This is a genomic window from Lentibacillus halodurans, from assembly GCF_900112045.1.
GTDB lineage: Bacteria > Bacillota > Bacilli > Bacillales > Amphibacillaceae > Lentibacillus > Lentibacillus halodurans.
This window is the reverse complement of sequence record NZ_FOJW01000011.1, coordinates 19,096-38,904: the sequence shown is the minus strand read 5'-3', so window position 1 is coordinate 38,904 and position 19,809 is coordinate 19,096. Positions and strand designations below refer to the sequence as shown.

Here is a 19,809-nt window from a genome sequence, read left to right as displayed (position 1 = left end):
ATGGTAAACTTCATACTCATCATATTATTGATTTTTGGTTTTTTAATCGGGTTAAAAAGAGGATTTATTTTACAGGCATTTCATCTAATCGGATTTATTACATCCTTCATTCTTGCAGCTTTATACTATGATGAACTAGCACCACGGCTGGCATTGTGGATACCGTATCCGGAACTCGATAATAATAGTGCGTGGGCGGACTTTCTGCAAGCTTTACCACTCGAGGGTGCTTTTTATAATGCAATTGCATTTGCCATTATCTTTTTTGCAGTTAAGATACTTCTGCAAATCATCGCATCCATGCTCGATTTTGTGGCGGAATTGCCGATATTGCATTCGCTCAATAAACTGCTTGGTGCGGTGCTGGGATTTGTTGAAGTATACTTGCTCATTTTTATTGTATTGTACATTCTGGCATTGACACCAATGACAGAGATTCAATCATGGATCAATGGCTCATCGATTGCATTGTTTATCATTGAACACACACCATTTTTATCAGAACAAATCAGAACATTATGGTTTACAAGCATGAATGAATTGATGCGTGCCAATTGAAACGAATAGGAGCTGGCTGATTTAAATAATAGGCAATACGGTTGTATGTTGTGTACAATGAGTATAGTCTTGTTTGAATCGGCCTTTTTAATGACAATCAAAGCAGGTGAATTGATATGGCTGTGAATAAAAAAGATGTGATAAAATTATTGGAAAAAATAGCCGTCTATTTGGAACTTAAAGGGGAAAACCCATTCAAGATTTCTGCGTATCGCAAGGCAGCTCAGGCACTCGAACGTGATGAGCGTTCAATAACGGCTATTGATGATTTTACGAAAATCAAAGGGATTGGCAAGGGAACTGCTGCTGTTATATCGGAATATATTCAACAGGAAACGTCTGAAACGCTCACCCAGCTGGAAAAGGAAATTCCTAAAGGATTAGTTCCATTGCTGAATTTGCCTGGTCTTGGCGGAAAGAAACTGGCCAAACTCTATCAGGAACTCGGTGTTACGGATGCCGACTCGCTGAAAAAGGCATGTGAAAATGGACAAGTAGAGAATCTTGATGGATTTGGTAAAAAATCTGCTGAAAAAATTTTAGCGGCATTGAACGAAGCAAATAAACGACCTGAACGATTACCGATTGCTGTAATGCTTCCTATCGCTGAACAGATTGAAGGTTATTTGAGTACGATTCCGGAGATTCATGACTATTCGCGCGCAGGTAGCTTGAGAAGGATGCGCGAAACCATCAGAGACATTGATTTCATTATTGCAGCTGAAAATTTCGGAGCTGTCCGCGATCGTCTGCTTGAAATGGAACAGATTAAGGAGATTATTGCACAAGGCGACACAAAAGTTTCTGTTACACTTGAGGATGTTTACGATATCAATGTGGATTTCCGGATTGTTGAAGCGGATGAATTTGCCTCGACGTTGCATCATTTTACCGGCTCTAAGGATCATAATGTCGCCATGAGGCAGCTTGCCAAGTCAAAAGGTGAAAAAATCAATGAATATGGCGTGGAAGTAGAGGAAACTGGAGAGATATTAACATTTAAAAGTGAACAGCAATTTTTTGATCATTTTAACCTTCATTATATTCCGCCTGAAGTCCGTGAAAATACCGGTGAAGTGGAAGCCTACCGTGATCCTGTTTCATTAATTGAATTGGATGATATCCGTGGTGATTTGCATATGCACACGACCTGGAGCGACGGTGCCCAATCACTGGAAGAGATGGTCAACCAGGCACGTGTGAAACACTATGATTATATAGCGATTACTGATCACTCCAAGTTTCTCCGGGTCGCCAACGGGTTAAATGAAACACGGCTGCGCAAACAACGGGAAGAAATAGCCAAATTAAATGAAATATATGATGATATCCATATTTTCGCCGGTGTTGAAATGGACATTTTACCGGATGGGACGTTAGATTTCGACCATGATTTTTTACAGGAAATGGATTTTGTGATTGGTGCCATCCATTCAAGTTTTAATCAATCACAGGACAAAATAATGGCACGATTAAATGCGGCACTGGAAAACCCGTACGTATCTTTGATTGCACATCCTACCGGCAGACTGATTGGCCGGCGTAAAGGCTACAGTGTGGATGTAGAACGTCTGATTGAACGTGCCAAAGAAACAAATACCGCTCTTGAGATCAATGCTAATCCGAACCGGCTGGACCTGTCCAGTGAATGGGTACGGCTGGCTCAAGAGGCTGGAGTTAACATCGCCATCAATACGGATGCTCATGATTATCACATGCTTGATCATATGAAGTACGGTGTCAGCGCTGCCCGTAAAGGATGGATCGAGAAGGATACGGTCATGAACACATGGCCTAAACAGAAACTTATGGCATTTATGAATCGTATAACTGAGCAAGAACAAACGTAAAGTTCAAAGCGCGATACGTTTAACCACTTAAAGGGGAAAATCCTGATGAACGAACGAATTCTGCAGACGCTGGAATTTAATAAAGTGATTGAACAATTGAATAATCAGGCAGCGACTTTGATTGGGAAAGAAATGGCTTTACAGCTGAAACCTTCAACCGATATAGCTGCTGTCAAGGAAATGCAGGCGGAAACCGATGAGGCAAGTCAGATATTACGTTTGAATATGGCTGTACCTTTAGGGGGAGTTACCGACATTCGCCCAAGCATCAAGCGGAGTGTCATCGGTGGTGTATTGTCAGCAGAAGAATGTCTTGATGTTTCCAATACGCTTTACGGAGGACGCCAGGTTAAAAACTTTTTAGAAAAGATAGAGGCGGATTTGCCGATTTTAAAGGGGCTTGCTGGAAGGATTATAACATTACGCGAGCTGGAGACAAGGATCAATAGTTGTATCGATGATCGGGGAAATATCATGGATAGTGCCTCTGATAAATTACGAAGCATCCGTTCTTCCATTCGCACGTATGAAAGCAAAGTGCGTGATAAGCTGGACAGCTATACCAAATCACAAAGTAAAATGTTATCAGATGCCATCATTACGATCAGGAATGACCGTTATGTCTTGCCGGTAAAACAGGAATACCGCGGGGCTGTCGGGGGAATCGTTCATGATCAGTCGGCCTCTGGTGCAACACTATTCATGGAACCAAAAGCAGTCGTCGATCTGAATAACCAACTGCAGGAAGCAAGCGTAAAAGAGAAGCAGGAGATTGACCGGATTCTTAGCGGGCTGAGCGCGGAAATTGCTAATCATGAAGCATTCCTTTCCGAAAATATTTCAGTATTGTCCAAAATTGATTTTATCACTGCAAGGGCAAAACTGGGAAAACAGATGAATGCTGCTATGCCGGTAATCAATGATGCCGGTATGATCAATGTGAAACAAGCGCGGCACCCGTTAATTCCGGATGATGAAGTCATTTCAAATGATGTTATCCTCGGAGATGACTATACATCGATTGTCATTACCGGTCCAAACACAGGCGGAAAAACGGTTACATTAAAAATGATCGGACTGTTTACGTTGATGGCGCAATCCGGTCTGCAGATTCCTGCAGCAGACGGCTGTGAGATGGCAGTTTTCAGCGATGTTTTCGCCGATATTGGTGACGAACAGTCTATTGAACAAAGCTTAAGCACCTTTTCGTCGCATATGACTAACATTGTTTCCATTCTGCAGCAGGTTAATCATAGATCACTGGTTTTATTCGATGAGCTTGGTGCAGGTACAGATCCTCAGGAAGGTGCTTCCCTGGCCATGTCCATACTGGATGACGTCATTTCCAAAGGTGCACGTGTAGTGGCAACAACGCACTATCCTGAATTGAAGGCTTACGGTTATAACCGGGAAAATGTTGTCAATGCATCAGTGGAATTTGATGTGGAAACGTTGCAGCCTACCTATCGCTTATTGATTGGTGTGCCCGGCCGGAGTAATGCGTTTGAAATAGCAAAACGCCTGGGACTTGAGCAGTCGGTTATTGACCAGGCAAAAAATCATGTTGGAATTGACTCTGAAAGCGTTGAAAACATGATTGCTTCACTCGATCAATCACGGCGTCAGGCTGAAGCTGATTATGAGCGGGCGCATGAAGTACTGCAGGAAAGTGAAAAGTTGCACACAGACCTTCAGAAAGCATGGAAACAGTTTAAAGATAAGCGTGAATCGTTATACAAGAAAGCGGAAGATAAAGCAGAAAAGGCATTACAGAAAGCCCGTGACGAAGCTGAAACGATTGTGGATGAAATACGCCATATGAAAACCGGCGCACAGTTGAAGGAACACGAATGGATTGAAGCCCGAAAAATGCTGGAAGAAGCGCAGCCGGATTTATCTGCTAAAAAACCGGATAAGCCGAAACAAGCAGCCCGATCAAAACAGGAACTAAAGCCGGGAGACGAAATAAAGCTGCTGTCAGCAAATCAGAGAGGAACTGTACTGGATAAAGTAAGCGAAAATGAATACCTGATTCAAGTCGGTATTATGAAAGTCAAAGTGAAGCACAATGAGATACAACTGGTAAAAAACAAAAGCCCGGTCACTGAAAAGCCGCTTACAACGGTTAAAGGATCCCACTATGATGTGAAAACAGAACTTGACCTGCGTGGTGAGCGGTATGAGGATGCATTTAGCCGATTGGAGAAATATATTGATGATGCATTGCTTGCCGGATACCCCAAAGTTTTTATCATTCACGGTAAAGGTACAGGCGCACTTCGGAAAGGTGTGAAAGAGCTTGCAGACAATCACCCGCGTATTGTATCAGACAGACCAGGTTCTGCTGGGGAAGGTGGAAGCGGCGTAACCGTTCTGGAATTGAGGTAATTGAAACTGGCAAAGGGGTTTGTTGAGATGACTGGTTTTTGGGAAAATATCTTTGTAGAAACCGCTGCACGCTACAGTGTTGTTATTCTTTGTACGATTGTATTTCTTGCTGTGTTCGAATTTGTGACCTCGTATCGTAACTGGCAGGAGATCAAACATGGCAATGTCGCAGTGGCCATGGCAACAGGCGGGAAAATATTTGGTCTTGCTATTATTTTTCGGTATTCGATTGAACATAATGATACATTGATCGAGACGATTGGCTGGGGTACCTTTGGATTTATACTGCTGCTTTTCGGCTATGCCATCTTTGAATTTATGACACCATCCATTAAAATTGATCAGGAAATTGGAAAGGGAAATAATGCAGTTGGACTTATATCGTTGCTCATTTCGGTTGGATTGGCATTTGTCATCGGAGCGAGTATTGGGGGAGATTAAATTGTTGCTGGAACGACTGGCAAAAATCATGTTTATCGTTGCTGTGGTGTTTTTGGTTGTCGGTATTATCTATTTCATTTAAGGGATCGTTGAAAATTCAAATGACTACAGGGGGATTTTCAAGGAATCACCACAAGATGTGCTGGTGCAGGCATTGTGAATAGATAACTACTCACTTGAACCTGCTCCCTGCCATTTTTCGCCTTATTATTGCTGGAGCAGAATGTCGACTGCTTAGCCACCATGTCCTGTATCCTCTTTTTTGAATATTGACTTAAATAAATAATCCAGAAACGTATATATAAAATTTCAAAAAATACGAATTTATCGGTATAATGTGGGTAGCAAATAAAAAGGAGGAAAATTTTATGGTGGATCAAAAGAACTGGCATGCTCATTATCCGGATGAAATTCCGGCAACGATCACTTATGATGAAAAACCGCTTGATTCCTTTTTGGCATTAACTGCTGATCAATTCCCTGAAAAGAAAGCGCTTCATTTTATGGGCAAAGAGATGACATTTGCTGAAGTCTATTCACAGGCAAAGAAATTGGCGGGTTACCTTCAGTCATTGGGCCTCGATAAAGGTGATCGGGTTGCCATTATGCTTCCGAATTGCCCGCAAGCGGTGATCAGTTATTATGGAGCACTGCTGGCCGGGGCGGTTGTTGTTCAGACAAATCCGTTGTATAAAGAAAGGGAGCTTGAATATCAGCTTAACGATTCAGGAGCGGCGTTTATTGTTTGTTTGGATATCTTGCTGCCGCGTGTCACCAATGTTCGGGGAAATACACAATTAAAACATACAATCGTGACAGGCATCAAAGACTATTTGCCTTTTCCTAAAAACCTGATATACCCATTTATTCAGAAAAAAGAGTATAATATGGTTGTGAAAGTTGAACAATCAGAGGATATACATGTATGGCAATCGGTCATTGAAAACGCACATGAACAATATACGCCAGCAGATGTAAATCCGAAAGACGATTTGGCATTACTGCAATATACAGGAGGAACAACCGGACATCCAAAAGGTGTCATGCTTACTCACTATAACCTTGTTGCCAACGTGCAAATGTGTCAAAAATGGTTATATAAAACCAAACCAGGTGAGGAAAAAATTTTGGGTGTACTGCCATTTTTCCACGTATATGGGATGACCACCGTTATGAATATGTCAATTATGTACGGTTTTGAAATGATTCTGATGCCTAAATTTGATGCTGAAGATGTACTTAAAACGATCCAAAAACAAAAACCGACCATGTTTCCTGGAGCACCAACGATCTATGTAGGGCTATTAAATCATCCGAACTTGAAAAAATATGACCTGTCGTCAATTGAAGCTTGCATCAGTGGATCAGCGCCCTTGCCACTGGAGGTTCAGCAGCAATTTGAAAAAGTTACCAATGGCAATCTTGTAGAGGGATATGGTTTAACCGAATCATCACCGGTCACACATGCGAATTTCATATGGAGCAAACGGGTTAATGGCAGTATCGGTGTCCCATGGCCTGATACAGATGCTAAAGTTTTCCTGGAAACCGGTGAAGAAACTGAAGTAGGGGAAATAGGCGAAATTGCTGTCAAGGGGCCGCAAGTTATGAAAGGCTACTGGAACAACCAGGATGAGACCGACAACGTATTAAAAGATGGATGGTTGTTCACTGGTGATATAGGCTATATGGATGAAGATGGCTATTTTTATATTGTCGATCGAAAAAAGAATATGATTATTGCCGGGGGATACAATATTTATCCACGTGAAGTCGAGGAAGTATTATACGAAAATGAAGCAGTTCAAGAGGCTGTAGTCGCAGGTGTTCCGGATCCATATCGCGGTGAAACGGTAAAAGCCTATGTCGTTCTAAAACCAGGTCATCAAGTGGAAGAAGAAGCGTTAAATGCTTTTTGCCGCAATCATCTGGCAGCATTCAAAGTACCGAGAATTTACGAATTCCGTGACGAACTGCCAAAAACAGCAGTCGGAAAAGTGTTACGCCGGCAACTGATTGATGAGGAAAAAGAAACGAACAATCAGACCGTTTGAATCTCTGAACATAACACCACAACTTTTTTAACGTCAGAACAATAAATGGGTGGTTGAGCATATAAGAAACAATGCTTTTTTACGATAAGGATTTGGCGAAAGCCAGTTTTTGTAATATATAGAACAGGCTGTATATTGACATATGTTTACTAACTATGTAGAATAAAATATGAATGATTATTCATTCATTATAAGGTGACATGTTTGATAAGGAGATCGTCATGAAAAAAAACAAACCAAAGTACAATCAAATTATTGAAGCAGCTGTGCAAGTCATCGCAGAAAATGGTTATCATGCCTCACAAGTTGCCAGGATTGCCCAAAAAGCCGGTGTTGCCGATGGAACCATTTACCTTTATTTTAAAAATAAAGAGGATATTCTGATATCTGTTTTTGAAGAGAAAATGGGCCAGTTTATTGAAAAGATTGCACACGGAATCAGTGATAAGAACAATGCAGATGAAAAATTATTTACATTGATTGACATGCATTTTCGTCAGCTTTCAAAGGATCATTATCTGGCCATTGTTACGCAGTTGGAATTACGCCAATCCAATACAAAACTCAGATTGAAAATTAATCAGGTTTTAAAACCCTATCTTGTTATCATCGATGATATAATCAAAGAGGGGACCAGAGAAAATATCTTTCGCAGTAATCTGAATATCCAGCTGGTCAGACAGATGATTTTTGGTACATTGGATGAAATTGTTACCAACTGGGTCATGAAGGAGCAGAAGTATGATCTTGTTCAGCAGGCGACAGATGTTCATGAGTTTATCACGGCTGGTCTTTCCGTGAAAAAATAAGCAAAAGAGGTGGATTGTATTGGGTACGCTGTCTTATGAAGTGAAAGGGCCGGTCGGGGTACTTACCATCCAAAGCCCGCCGGCAAACGCCTTATCTAGCAACCTATTAAACGATTTGGAGGAAAGATTGGACGAAATTGAAACCGATTCCAGTATGAAGGCTGTTGTTCTGAAGGGGGAAGGTAAATTTTTTTCTGCTGGTGCAGATATTAAGGAATTTACTTCTCTGCAAAACGCTTCTGATTATCAAGCGTTATCGGAAAAAGGTCAGCAGTTATTCGACCGGATTGAACATTTTCCAATACCTGTGATTGCCGCTGTTCATGGTGCTGCTTTAGGGGGTGGCCTTGAACTTGCAATGGCTTGTCATATACGTATTGTTACGAAAAGTGCCAAACTCGGATTGCCTGAGGTGACACTCGGCATAATCCCCGGTTTTGCCGGAACACAGCGTCTGCCGCATTATGTTGGAACAGCCAAAGCATACGAAATGATTCTGAGCGGTCAGCCGATCAGTGGCGAAGAGGCTAAAGCAGCCGGACTTGCGAATCAGACTGTGAAGGATGAAGCGGCCTTTGAAACAGCATTTGAACTTGCTGAAGCAATTGCTGCCAAAAGCAGACTGTCCATTAACGCGGTCATGAAATTGGTACCTCATGCCAAATCAGTTCAGTTTGCCAAAGGGATTCAGGAAGAAGCGAAGGCATTTGCGAGAATCTTTGGTTCTGAAGATGCTAAAGAAGGTGTGCAGGCATTTATTGAAAAGCGCCAACCAAATTTCCGGGATCAATAGATGAAAGCAGAAGTTCTATATGAGGAAAAAAAGAACCCTTGCTTTTTGAACAACTTATAAGGAGGATCACATATATGAATATATACGTATTACTGAAAAGAACATTTGATACAGAAGAGAAAATTGTGGTATCGGATGGGCGCATTGAGGATGAGAGTGCTGAATACATCATTAATCCTTACGACGAATATGCTGTCGAAGAAGCCATTAAACAGCGGGATGAACATGGCGGAGAAGTTACAGTTGTTACAGTCGGGGATGAAGAAGCTGAAAAACAATTGCGCACTGCTCTTGCCATGGGAATGGATAAGGCTGTCCTAATCAACACCGAAGATGATGTGGAAGCCGGTGATCAGTTCACAACAGCTAAAATTCTGCAGACCTATTTTGAAGACAAGGAACCTGATCTCATTCTTGCAGGAAACGTAGCGATAGATGAAGCAAGTGGTCAGGTGGGACCAAGACTCGCTGAAGGTCTGGGTATCAATTATGTCACAACAATAACGGCGCTTGAAATTGATGGGGATAAGGCCAATATTGATAAGGATGTAGAAGGAGATGTCGAAAAAATTGAGACAAGTCTCCCGCTATTGGCAACTTGTCAGCAAGGTTTAAACGATCCCAGATATCCATCACTTCCAGGTATTATGAAAGCCAAGAAAAAACCATTGGAGGAACTTGAAATAGATGACTTGGATCTGGATGAAGATGATGTGGAGGCAAAAACCGAAACGATTAATGTATTCCTCCCCCCTGAAAAAGAAGCAGGAAGGATACTGGAAGGCGAGATTGATGACCAAGTGAAGGAATTGATCTCCCTGCTTAAAGATGACGCAAAAGTACTTTAATGAGAAACCTATAAGGAGAGGAGAAATAATATGAGCGATAAATTACTCGTCATAGGTGAAGCAAGAGATGGTGAATTGCGCAATGTAACGTTTGAAGCAATCGCAGGAGCGAAAAAGATAGATTCCAATGCGGAAATTGTTGGTGTTTTATGCGGCAGCCACGATCTGAATGAATCTGCCCAGGAAGTAATCTTCCATGGGGCAGACCGTGTTGTGATTGTTAAGCATGATCATTTGGAAACATATACATCAGAAGGTTATTCACAGGCAGTTATGGCCGTAATTGATGACGAGTCACCTGATGGGATTGTCATGGGTCATACGGCGATAGGCAAGGATTTAACACCGAAGCTGGCAGCCAAACTTGAAACGGGTCTGATTTCAGACACAACCGACATTGTAAATGATGGTGACAAAGCCGTATTTATCAGACCAATCTATTCCGGTAAAGCATTTGAAAAAAAAGTGATTACAAGCGGGTTAACATTCGTGACAATCCGTCCAAACAATATTCCGGTATTGGATCGTGACGATTCACGTTCCGGAGAGGTAACTGGAAAAGAAGTTGATGTAAAAGATATCCGTACAGTTATTAAAGAGGTCATCCGTAAAGCTTCTGATGGTGTTGACTTATCTGAGGCGAACGTTATTGTTGCCGGCGGACGCGGTGTGAAAAGTGCAGAAGGGTTCAAACCTTTGTATGAACTGGCAGATGTGTTGGGAGGGGCTGTCGGAGCCTCACGTGGAGCATGTGATGCCGAATACTGTGACTATTCACTGCAAATCGGCCAGACTGGTAAAGTGGTTACACCTGATTTGTATATTGCTGTCGGCATTTCGGGTGCTATTCAGCATCTGGCTGGAATGTCCAATTCGAAAGTGATTGTTGCGATCAATAAAGATCCGGAAGCAAATATTTTCAATGTAGCGGATTATGGCATTGTCGGTGACATATTTGAGGTGATTCCGAAACTTACGGAAGAATTTAAGCAAGTCGTGTAGAACCCTGAAAAGATCTGATCGATTCCGGTCAGGTCTTTTAGGTTAACAGGGTGCTTCCGCCTTTGTGATATGAATAAGCAAAGTATTCGCGAGGAACTACTAACGATGATATACTCTAACCATAGTTAAGTGACTAAAGGAGGGAAATAATAATGGCAATTGAACATGTGACTGACCAAAATTTCGGTCAGGAAACAGCTGAAGGTTTAGTATTGGCTGATTTCTGGGCTCCATGGTGCGGGCCTTGCAAAATGATTGCACCGGTACTTGAAGAGATAGACGGTGAAATGGAAGAAAAAGTACAAATTGTCAAACTGGACGTTGATGAAAATCAGGAAACAGCCGGCAAATATGGTGTTATGAGTATACCAACGCTTCTATTATTCAAAGACGGCAAAGTGGTCGATCAGGTTGTTGGTTTTCAGCCTAAAGAAGCATTAGTTGATTTGATTAACAAACATGCCTCATAAGGTGTATAATGATATACAAACGTGTTATTTGATCCCTTGTTACATGATGTGACAAGGGATTCTATATAATTTGGTATAATTTTTCAGGGGATGAGTTTGCAAATGAACCAGCAACTAAACGAAAAACTGGCTGTATTGCCATCACAACCCGGATGCTATTTGATGAAAGACAAAAACAATACTGTCATCTATGTCGGTAAATCCAAAGTGCTCCGCAACAGAGTCCGATCCTATTTCACCGGTGCAAATGATAAAAAGACACAACGACTTGTGCAGGAAATTCGGGATTTTGAGTATATTGTGACCACATCTGAAATGGAAGCATTGATTCTGGAAATGAATTTAATCAAGAAATATAACCCCAGGTACAATGTTTTGTTAAAAGATGACAAATCATACCCGTATTTAAAAATTACGTCTGAACGGCATCCAAGGCTCTTAATTACACGGAATATCAAGAAGGATAAAGGAAAGTATTTTGGACCTTATCCAAATGTACTCGCAGCCAGAGAAACGAAAAAATTGCTTGACAGATTGTATCCATTGCGCAAATGCAATAATCCACCAGGGCGTCCGTGTCTGTATTATCATATGGATCAATGCCTTGCATGCAGTGAAAATCCGGCATCGGAAACGACATACAAAGAAATCATCCAGAATATCACATCATTTTTGCACGGCGGACATCAAGAAATCAAAAACGATTTAGTCGGCAAAATGCATGAAGCAAGCGAGGAGCTGAACTTTGAGCGGGCAAAAGAACTCCGCGATCTTATTCAGCATATTGAAGCCGTAATGGAACGACAGCGCATGACATTAAATGATCAAGTAGATCGTGATATTTTTGGTTACAGTTATGATAAAGGCTGGATGTGCATCCAGGTATTCTTTGTCAGACAAGGAAAATTAATCGAACGGGATGTCTCGATATTCCCGTTTTTCGATGAGCCTGAGGACACGTTTATCAGTTTTATTGGAAGGTTTTATTTGCATCACCACCATTTGAAGCCAAAACAATTGCTCGTACCGATTGGGACAGATACCGATTTATTGAGTGAACTGCTGGAGGTTAACGCACACACGCCATTTCGCGGAAGAAAAAAAGAACTTGTTGAGCTCGCCATGAAAAACGCAAAAATTGCGCTGGACGAAAAATTTTCGCTGATTGAACGCGATGAGGAAAGAACCATACAAGCAGTGGAAAAGCTTGGTGAAGCACTGCATATTGAGACGCCACACCGTATTGAAGCATTTGATAATTCCAATATTCAAGGGACCGATCCGGTTTCGGCAATGGTTGTTTTTTCAGATGGCAACCCCGATAAAAAGGAGTATCGCAAATATAAAATCAGAAATGTGGAGGGCCCGGATGATTATGAAACAATGCGGGAAGTCATCCGCCGCCGTTATACAAGAGTGCTGAAAGAAGAACTGCCGCTTCCGGATCTGATTATTGTTGATGGCGGCAAAGGCCAGATGAGTGCTGCCCTGGATGTACTGGAAAATGAATTGGGACTGGATATTCCGTTGTGCGGGCTGGCGAAAGATGATAAACATAAAACAAGCGAATTATTATATGGCAATCCACCGGTCATGATCCAATTATCCAGACAATCCCAGGCATTCTATCTCGTACAGCGGATTCAAGATGAAGTCCACAGGTTTGCGATTTCATTTCACAGACAGCTGCGCGGGAAAAGTTTATTCCAATCTGAGCTGGATAAAATTCCGGGGGTGGGGGAGAAACGGAGAAGATTGCTGCTGACACATTTCAAATCCGTTAATGAAATTAAACATACATCCCTGGAAAAGATTACGAAATTAGGTGTTCCACAAGACGTTGCCCAGAGTATTCTCACCCATCTTAATGATGAAGAAGGGAGCGAAACAACTTGATGTATTCCGCTCCCGATTTGATCATGGATTATGAAAGAATAAATGAAAACGGCTTTCCTGAAAACTTCTGCTCGCCTGATTTCCGGCTATATAATCTCAAGAAATCAGGGTTATGCGGGAATCAATCGGTGAAGACTGCTGTGAATTCTATTTGATGAATCTTTTTATGTAATTCTTCTTTACATTCGCATGAACGTTCTTTGATGCGTTCGATTGATTCTGCCAAAAACCCTGCTTCCAAACGGAATTCAGTGTCCAGTGGAGAGCTTAACCGATATACGACTGAATCGGCCATTAATTGGAAAACAAGTTCTTTCTTTTTTTCATTAACCAGTTCCAATTGGCCCCAGCCTAATTTTTCGAAAGCATAGACGATATCTGATACGGACTGAATATCCAATTTTCTGGCCAGGTTTTTACCCATAAAATAGAGCAGGGTGTTGGATTCTGTTCCGAATATATCAGGCAGGCCCACATATCGGATAATATCATACCCGGCCCCTGATGTATGCAGTTTATCCAGAAGCGTAATAGGCATGGATTCATGATCTTTAGACATTGGTGTCATCCTTTCCCAAATGCTGATGCACGTAAAAAATACATTGGCTTATCTAAAATGAATCTTGGAATTCTACTATTATTATCTATGCAAATTCGTCAAAGTGCAAGCAGCGTCAGTAAAATTTTAATATTTTCACATTCTGGGTTATTTCCTTTTCTTGACGCTTTTCATCGTTAGCATTACAATAAGTATGTCATAAATTGTACAATTTTTGGGCAATAAATAAAATAGGGTTTTATTGTCAAAAGGTGTACTATCTGTAAAACATAACATTTAAACCGAGGGGGGTAACTAATGGCAGAACATCGAGAATTTTTCTACCGCAGGCTCCATTCCTTGTTAGGGGTCATTCCAATCGGGGTTTTTCTCATACAGCACCTGGTCGTTAACCACTTCGCTGTATATGGTGAAGAGAGTTTCAATCAAGCGGCGTCGTTCATGCATGATTTGCCGTTCCGATTAGCGTTAGAGATCCTGGTTATATACTTGCCGATCCTATTTCATGCAATACTAGGGGTTTATATTGTCTTTGTTGCTAAGAACAATACAAGACGGTACGGTTATTTCCGCAACTGGATGTTTTTTCTGCAGCGGATAACCGGTATTATAACGTTTGTATTTATTGTATGGCATGTATGGGAGACACGTGTTCAAATCGGTCTTGGCAATGTGGACCTGGATTATAGTCTGATGGAAGGTATTCTTGCCAGCCCAGTCATGTTCTGGTTTTATATTATTGGTGTCATTTCGACAACTTTCCATTTTGCCAACGGTCTTTGGAGTTTCTTGGTTTCATGGGGTTTCACACAATCACCAAGATCCCAGAAAATTGTTACATATGTTACACTGATCGTCTTTCTGGCTCTTAGCTATGTAGGTGTCAGAGCGCTAATTCAATTTGCTTACGGAGTTTAATACAGAGAACAAGGAGTGAGTAATCCATATGAGTAACCGTAAAGTTATTGTTGTAGGAGGCGGATTAGCCGGCCTTATGGCAACAATCAAAGCAGCTGAAGCAGGTGTGAATGTAGACTTGTTTTCTATTGTGCCTGTAAAACGTTCTCACTCTGTGTGTGCTCAAGGTGGCATTAATGGTGCAGTCAATACAAAAGGTGAAGGTGACTCACCAGATATTCACTTTGATGATACGATTTACGGCGGCGACTTCCTTGCCAATCAGCCACCGGTAAAAGCGATGTGTGACGCGGCTCCAAGCATTATCAATATGCTGGATCGCATGGGGGTCATGTTCAACCGCACACCTGAAGGCCTTCTTGATTTCCGGAGGTTCGGTGGTACACAGCATCATCGTACAGCATATGCAGGAGCAACGACGGGACAGCAACTGCTGTATGCGTTAGATGAGCAGGTACGCCGTTATGAAGTGGAAGGTTTGGTTAACAAATATGAAAGCTGGGAATTCGTCGGCGCCATTATTGATGAAGAGAATGTCGGCCGAGGGATTGTTGGCCAAAATATCCGTTCACACGAGATTAAATCATTTCCGGCAGATGCTGTGATCATGGCTTCAGGCGGTCCCGGAATTATTTTCGGAAAATCCACAAATTCGATGATCAATACAGGCTCAGCAGCAAGTATCCTATACCAGCAAGGTGCCAAATATGCGAACGGTGAATTTATTCAAATCCATCCTACCGCTATACCTGGTGATGATAAGCTCCGTCTGATGAGTGAATCAGCACGTGGTGAAGGCGGCCGTGTCTGGACATATAAAGATGGTGAACCATGGTACTTCCTTGAGGAAAAGTATCCTGCATACGGAAATCTGGTACCCCGTGATGTTGCAACACGTGAAATCTTTGATGTCTGTGTCAACCAGAAGCTTGGTATTAATGGTGAAAACATGGTTTATCTGGATCTGTCACATAAAGATCCAAAAGAACTTGACGTCAAACTCGGCGGCATTATTGAAATATACGAAAAATTCGTCGGTGAGGATCCACGTAAAGTTCCGATGAAGATTTTCCCTGCTGTTCACTATTCCATGGGCGGATTGTGGGTTGACTATGATCAGATGACCAGCATTCCTGGCATTTTTGCTGCCGGCGAATGTGATTATTCACAGCATGGGGCCAATCGTTTAGGTGCGAATTCATTACTGTCAGCTATTTATGGCGGATCTGTTGCTGGTCCGAACGCCATTAAATATATCGAAGGACTGGATAAACATGTTGACGACCTGCCGTCAAAACTGTTTGAGGATCGTGAAAAAGAAGAGCAGGAAAGATTTGAAAAGCTGATGAACATGGACGGTACTGAAAATGCTTACCAAATTCATAAAGAATTGGGAGAATTGATGACAGATAACGTAACTGTTGTCCGTTATAACGACAGGTTAAGAGAGACAGACAAGAAAATTAAAGAACTAACGGAGCGCTGGGAAAATATTAACATTAATGATACGTCCCGCTGGAACAACCAGGGTGTTATGTTCACCCGGCAGCTGGAAAGCATGCTGCAGCTGGCGCGTGTTATTACAAATGGAGCCCTGAAACGTGATGAAACACGTGGGGCACATTATAAACCGGAATTTCCTGAACGTGACGATGAAAACTTCCTGAAAACAACGATTGCACAATATGATAGGGAAAAAAACGAACCTGTCATCACGTATGAGGAAGTGGATATCTCTCACATCCCGCCGCGTGAACGTGATTATTCCAAAAATAAGTGAAGGGAGTAAGTAAAGATGGCTGAACAAAGTACTGTTACGTTTATTATTACTCGTCAGGACAGCCCGGATTCCTCTCCTTATGAAGAGACGTTTGAAGTACCATATAAAACAAATATGAATGTTATTTCCGGGCTGATGGAAATACGCAGAAATCCGGTAAACGCAAATGGAGAGAACACAACACCGGTTCAATGGGATATGAACTGTCTGGAGGAAGTCTGCGGGGCTTGCTCCATGGTCATTAACGGAACAGCTCGGCAGTCATGTGCCGCACTCGTGGATGAGCTTGAGCAGCCGATCCGTCTTGAGCCAATGAGTACATTCCCGGTCATCCGTGACTTATTCGTTGATCGGGAACAAATGTTCGATGCATTAAAGCAAGTTAAGGCATGGATTCCAATCGATGGAACATATGATCTAGGCCCGGGTCCACGCATGCCGGAGAAAAAACGCCAATGGGCATACGAATTGTCTAAATGCATGACCTGCGGGGTTTGCCTTGAAGCATGTCCGAATGTAAATGATAAGTCAGATTTCATTGGACCTGCTGCGCTTTCACAAGTACGTCTGTTCAACGCTCATCCAACAGGTGAGATGAATGCAAGTGAACGCCTGGAAGGATTAATGGAAGATGGGGGCGTTTCGGGCTGCGGCAACGCACAAAACTGTGTTGAAGTATGTCCTAAAGGTATCCCGTTGACAACGTCAATTGCTGCTATGAACCGTGCTACTAATATTCAAGCATTTAAGAACTTCTTTGGCAGTGATGAAGCCCATTAGACTAAGAATCTATGAATCTATAATGACCCTTGCCCTGGACAACGGCGGGGGTCATTTTTTCAATAGGGAGGCAATACTGGTGAGAAAGATTTCATATATTGAAGACATGGAGCAATGGCGATCTGAATTTTCATTTTTTATCCCGGTCAACATTCGTTTTTCTGAAACGGATATGTTTGGACATGTCAATAACGTATCGGCATTTATTTATTTTGAAGAAGCACGGATTGAATTTTTAAAAGCAGCAGACCTTTTTGATAATCGGGATAACGATTCATCTATGCCCATCGTCGCTGACTTGCAATGTGATTATCATAAACAGATCTATTTTAATGAGGATATGAAGTTATATGTCAAAGTGAATCATGTCGGGAACACGTCGCTGGATGTCCATTATATGGCATTGAACGATGAAGGTGAACTCTGTTTGACAGGCCGAGGGAGAATGGTATACATACAGTCTGAAACCGGAAAACCGGTACCATTAACTGATTCCATGAAAGAACGATTACTGGCAATTTAAAACCGACTTCCTATAAAGAAAGTCGGTTTTTCCTAAAGCTTTAACTCCCCCATTCGGAGAAGTTCTACAACAGCTTGTGATCGCCCCTTGACACCCAATTTCTGCATCGAATTGGAAATATGGTTCCGGACAGTTTTTTCTGATATGAACAATTCCTGGGCAATTTCCTTTGTTGTTTTATCTTGTACTAAGAGCTCGAATACCTCTTTTTCACGTTTGGTCAATAGTTGCTTCGGTTTGTACTCGTTGTCCTTCAAATGATAACCCCTCCTTGCTGTCAAAGAGCTGCAGATGAAGGGTAAATTATTTAGTCAATATTAGCATATGAAAATACGGTTAATCGGTGCGTATCTTCATACAATGTGTATTCTAACCCATTTAAACTGCAAACTTCATTTTCGTTTGTTTTGGATCCATTTTTATTGAAGTAGGAGTCAAGGATCCAGAAATAAAAGACACATGTGAGGACTGTTATCGTTACCATGATAACTAGGTTTAATGAAGTTTTACTTTATAGTTTTCCCGGTCAATTTCTTTTGTTTTTTTATCTCTTATTAAGTGCTGGAGATCTATTTTACAAATTTGGTCATGTTTTTCAAATGATAATCCTGCTTGAAGTCGATGAGCTGCAGATAAAGGGTAACTAATTTTGTTATGAATAGCGAATGAAAATATGAGCAAATGGTAAGCACATTTTGAGGAACGTTAAATATGATAGCGGTAGACCATATGTGAAGCATTCTACAGTCCGTCATAAACCCTGCCAAAATGAATTGGAAACTGCGATTTTTGTCATGTTATGTTAAAATACGGATATCAAATTGGAATCCTTGGGGGGTTACCCGTATTGAGTAATGAAATATCAGCAGAAACAATTGCCGAGCTTGAAAAGAGACTGCGTTACATATCGGGCATTATTAAGCAGAACGGGCGGAAGATCCTGAATCATTACCCGATCACCTCACCGCAATTTGTTGCGCTGCAGTTTCTGATTGATGGGGATATGACGATTGGAGAGCTTTCAAATAAAAATGGCTTAGCGTTCAGTACAACGACAGATCTGGTAGACCGTCTGGAAAAGAATAAGCTGGTTGAGAGAGTCAGAGATACAAGTGATCGGCGGGTCGTCAGGATTCATATTTTGCCAAAAGGCAGAACCATTATTGAGGAAGTCATCAAGAAGCGGCAGGAATATTTAGGTGATGTACTGGCGAACTTTTCGGGAGATCAGACAGAAACGTTAAATGAGTTATTAGCATTTCTGTCTGAAGAAATGCAGCATATTGATCATAAATAACAGCAAGAAGAGGCGATTTTTTTGAGTCAGGCAATAGGCGTTATCGATTCTGGTGTGGGCGGTCTTACAGTTGCTCATGAGTTAATGCGCCAGCTTCCGGGAGAAAGTTTAATTTATTTGGGTGATACATTAAGGTGTCCGTATGGGCCAAGATCCAGGGATGAGGTCAGGATGTTTACCTGGGAGATGGTGGAATTTTTACTCCACAAGGATATTAAAATGCTGGTGATTGCATGTAATACAGCAACAGCATTTACGTTAAACGAGCTTCAGAAACGATTGCAGATTCCGGTGATAGGTGTTATCAAACCAGGTGCACGTGCAGCAATCAAGGTTACAAAAAACAGTCGTATAGGTGTGATTGGTACGGATGGAACAATCAGAAGCAATGCCTATACCATGGCGCTGAAAAGCATTAATGCCAATATTCATGTTAACGCATTGGCATGCCCGCTTTTTGTACCAATGGTTGAACAAGGGCTTTTATCTGGTGAAAAAGCTGATGAAATTGTGGAGAAATCATTGGAGCCAATAAAGGAAAAGAATCATATTGATACATTGATTCTCGGATGTACACATTACCCTTTAATCAAAGGTACAATTCAAAAAATCATTGGTCATCAGGTTTCAGTTATCTCATCGAGTGAAGAGACGGCACGTGAAGCCAGTACAATTCTGGAATTTCACGATCAGCTGAATAATGGAATGACATCACCAACTCATCAATTTTATACAACAGGCGAAATGGGGGTCTTTGCCCAAATTACAGAAGGTATTTTCAAGGAATCAACGGATCATTTTCAGTCCGTTACGATTGAGCAAGCTGTTATTTAGAGCCCTTTC

General features: G+C 41.7%; 19 protein-coding genes. 17 read left to right on the top strand and 2 right to left on the bottom strand.

Annotated elements, in window-relative coordinates:
* The 11 genes from BM195_RS13220 to uvrC all read left to right on the top strand — a co-directional run bounded on the left by BM195_RS13220 (nucleotide 1) and on the right by uvrC (nucleotide 13,109).
* The gene (locus BM195_RS13220) at nucleotides 1–558 is read left to right on the top strand and encodes a CvpA family protein (RefSeq protein ID WP_090239130.1); all 558 of its coding nucleotides are present in this window, start codon (nucleotides 1–3) and stop codon (nucleotides 556–558) included.
* A 116-nt stretch (nucleotides 559–674) separates the two neighbouring features.
* On the top strand, nucleotides 675–2,408 hold the full coding sequence (gene polX, locus BM195_RS13215) for a DNA polymerase/3'-5' exonuclease PolX (RefSeq protein WP_090239127.1): 1,734 nt from the start codon (nucleotides 675–677) through the stop codon (nucleotides 2,406–2,408).
* Between the two features lie 45 nt (nucleotides 2,409–2,453).
* Nucleotides 2,454–4,796 carry an endonuclease MutS2 gene (locus BM195_RS13210; RefSeq protein ID WP_090239124.1) on the top strand — a complete coding sequence of 781 codons (2,343 nt, stop codon included), beginning with the start codon at nucleotides 2,454–2,456 and terminating at the stop codon, nucleotides 4,794–4,796.
* Between the two features lie 27 nt (nucleotides 4,797–4,823).
* Nucleotides 4,824–5,237 (top strand): DUF350 domain-containing protein, encoded by a 414-nt coding sequence (locus BM195_RS13205; RefSeq protein WP_090239413.1) that lies wholly within the window; start codon nucleotides 4,824–4,826, stop codon nucleotides 5,235–5,237.
* Between the two features lie 368 nt (nucleotides 5,238–5,605).
* Nucleotides 5,606–7,291: a long-chain-fatty-acid--CoA ligase gene (locus tag BM195_RS13200; RefSeq protein WP_090239122.1), complete on the top strand. Its 1,686-nt coding sequence runs from the start codon at nucleotides 5,606–5,608 to the stop codon at nucleotides 7,289–7,291.
* 221 nt (nucleotides 7,292–7,512) lie between these two features.
* Nucleotides 7,513–8,100, top strand: coding sequence for a fatty acid metabolism transcriptional regulator FadR (locus tag BM195_RS13195; RefSeq protein WP_090239119.1), 588 nt, complete (start codon nucleotides 7,513–7,515; stop codon nucleotides 8,098–8,100).
* Nucleotides 8,101–8,119: 19 nt separating this feature from the next.
* Nucleotides 8,120–8,893, top strand: a complete 774-nt coding sequence (locus BM195_RS13190) for an enoyl-CoA hydratase (RefSeq protein WP_090239116.1) — start codon at nucleotides 8,120–8,122, stop codon at nucleotides 8,891–8,893.
* Between the two features lie 74 nt (nucleotides 8,894–8,967).
* Entirely contained in the window at nucleotides 8,968–9,741 is a 774-nt protein-coding gene (locus BM195_RS13185; protein WP_090239113.1) for an electron transfer flavoprotein subunit beta/FixA family protein, read from the top strand.
* A 30-nt stretch (nucleotides 9,742–9,771) separates the two neighbouring features.
* Nucleotides 9,772–10,743 carry an electron transfer flavoprotein subunit alpha/FixB family protein gene (locus tag BM195_RS13180; protein ID WP_090239110.1) on the top strand — a complete coding sequence of 324 codons (972 nt, stop codon included), beginning with the start codon at nucleotides 9,772–9,774 and terminating at the stop codon, nucleotides 10,741–10,743.
* Nucleotides 10,744–10,895: 152 nt separating this feature from the next.
* A complete protein-coding gene (gene trxA / locus BM195_RS13175) occupies nucleotides 10,896–11,213 on the top strand; it encodes a thioredoxin (RefSeq protein WP_090239107.1) in 318 nt (105 codons plus the stop codon).
* A gap of 102 nt (nucleotides 11,214–11,315) precedes the next feature.
* Nucleotides 11,316–13,109 (top strand): excinuclease ABC subunit UvrC, encoded by a 1,794-nt coding sequence (gene uvrC / locus BM195_RS13170; RefSeq protein WP_090239104.1) that lies wholly within the window; start codon nucleotides 11,316–11,318, stop codon nucleotides 13,107–13,109.
* A gap of 121 nt (nucleotides 13,110–13,230) precedes the next feature.
* On the opposite strand, the gene BM195_RS13165 is transcribed toward uvrC, so the two are convergent.
* The gene (locus tag BM195_RS13165; RefSeq protein ID WP_090239100.1) at nucleotides 13,231–13,668 is read right to left on the bottom strand and encodes a YslB family protein; all 438 of its coding nucleotides are present in this window, start codon (nucleotides 13,666–13,668) and stop codon (nucleotides 13,231–13,233) included.
* A 297-nt stretch (nucleotides 13,669–13,965) separates the two neighbouring features.
* Here BM195_RS13165 and BM195_RS13160 point away from each other — a divergent pair, with 297 nt between their 5' ends.
* The 4 genes from BM195_RS13160 (at nucleotide 13,966) to BM195_RS13145 (ending at nucleotide 17,669) form a co-directional block, all read left to right on the top strand.
* Entirely contained in the window at nucleotides 13,966–14,586 is a 621-nt protein-coding gene (locus BM195_RS13160) for a succinate dehydrogenase cytochrome b558 subunit (protein ID WP_090239097.1), read from the top strand.
* 28 nt (nucleotides 14,587–14,614) lie between these two features.
* Nucleotides 14,615–16,366 (top strand): succinate dehydrogenase flavoprotein subunit, encoded by a 1,752-nt coding sequence (gene sdhA, locus BM195_RS13155; RefSeq protein ID WP_090239094.1) that lies wholly within the window; start codon nucleotides 14,615–14,617, stop codon nucleotides 16,364–16,366.
* Nucleotides 16,367–16,381: 15 nt separating this feature from the next.
* A complete protein-coding gene (sdhB, locus tag BM195_RS13150) occupies nucleotides 16,382–17,146 on the top strand; it encodes a succinate dehydrogenase iron-sulfur subunit (RefSeq protein WP_090239091.1) in 765 nt (254 codons plus the stop codon).
* Between the two features lie 79 nt (nucleotides 17,147–17,225).
* Nucleotides 17,226–17,669: an acyl-CoA thioesterase gene (locus BM195_RS13145; protein ID WP_090239087.1), complete on the top strand. Its 444-nt coding sequence runs from the start codon at nucleotides 17,226–17,228 to the stop codon at nucleotides 17,667–17,669.
* A 32-nt stretch (nucleotides 17,670–17,701) separates the two neighbouring features.
* Here BM195_RS13145 and BM195_RS13140 read toward each other — a convergent pair whose 3' ends face one another.
* On the bottom strand, nucleotides 17,702–17,926 hold the full coding sequence (locus BM195_RS13140) for a helix-turn-helix domain-containing protein (protein WP_090239084.1): 225 nt from the start codon (nucleotides 17,924–17,926) through the stop codon (nucleotides 17,702–17,704).
* Nucleotides 17,927–18,516: 590 nt separating this feature from the next.
* On the opposite strand from BM195_RS13140, the gene BM195_RS13130 reads away from it, so the two are divergent.
* Together BM195_RS13130 and racE are read left to right on the top strand one after the other, a co-directional pair.
* On the top strand, nucleotides 18,517–18,966 hold the full coding sequence (locus BM195_RS13130; RefSeq protein WP_244535766.1) for a MarR family winged helix-turn-helix transcriptional regulator: 450 nt from the start codon (nucleotides 18,517–18,519) through the stop codon (nucleotides 18,964–18,966).
* Nucleotides 18,967–18,987: 21 nt separating this feature from the next.
* Nucleotides 18,988–19,800 (top strand): glutamate racemase, encoded by an 813-nt coding sequence (gene racE, locus BM195_RS13125; RefSeq protein ID WP_090239075.1) that lies wholly within the window; start codon nucleotides 18,988–18,990, stop codon nucleotides 19,798–19,800.
* Nucleotides 19,801–19,809 lie beyond the last annotated feature (9 nt).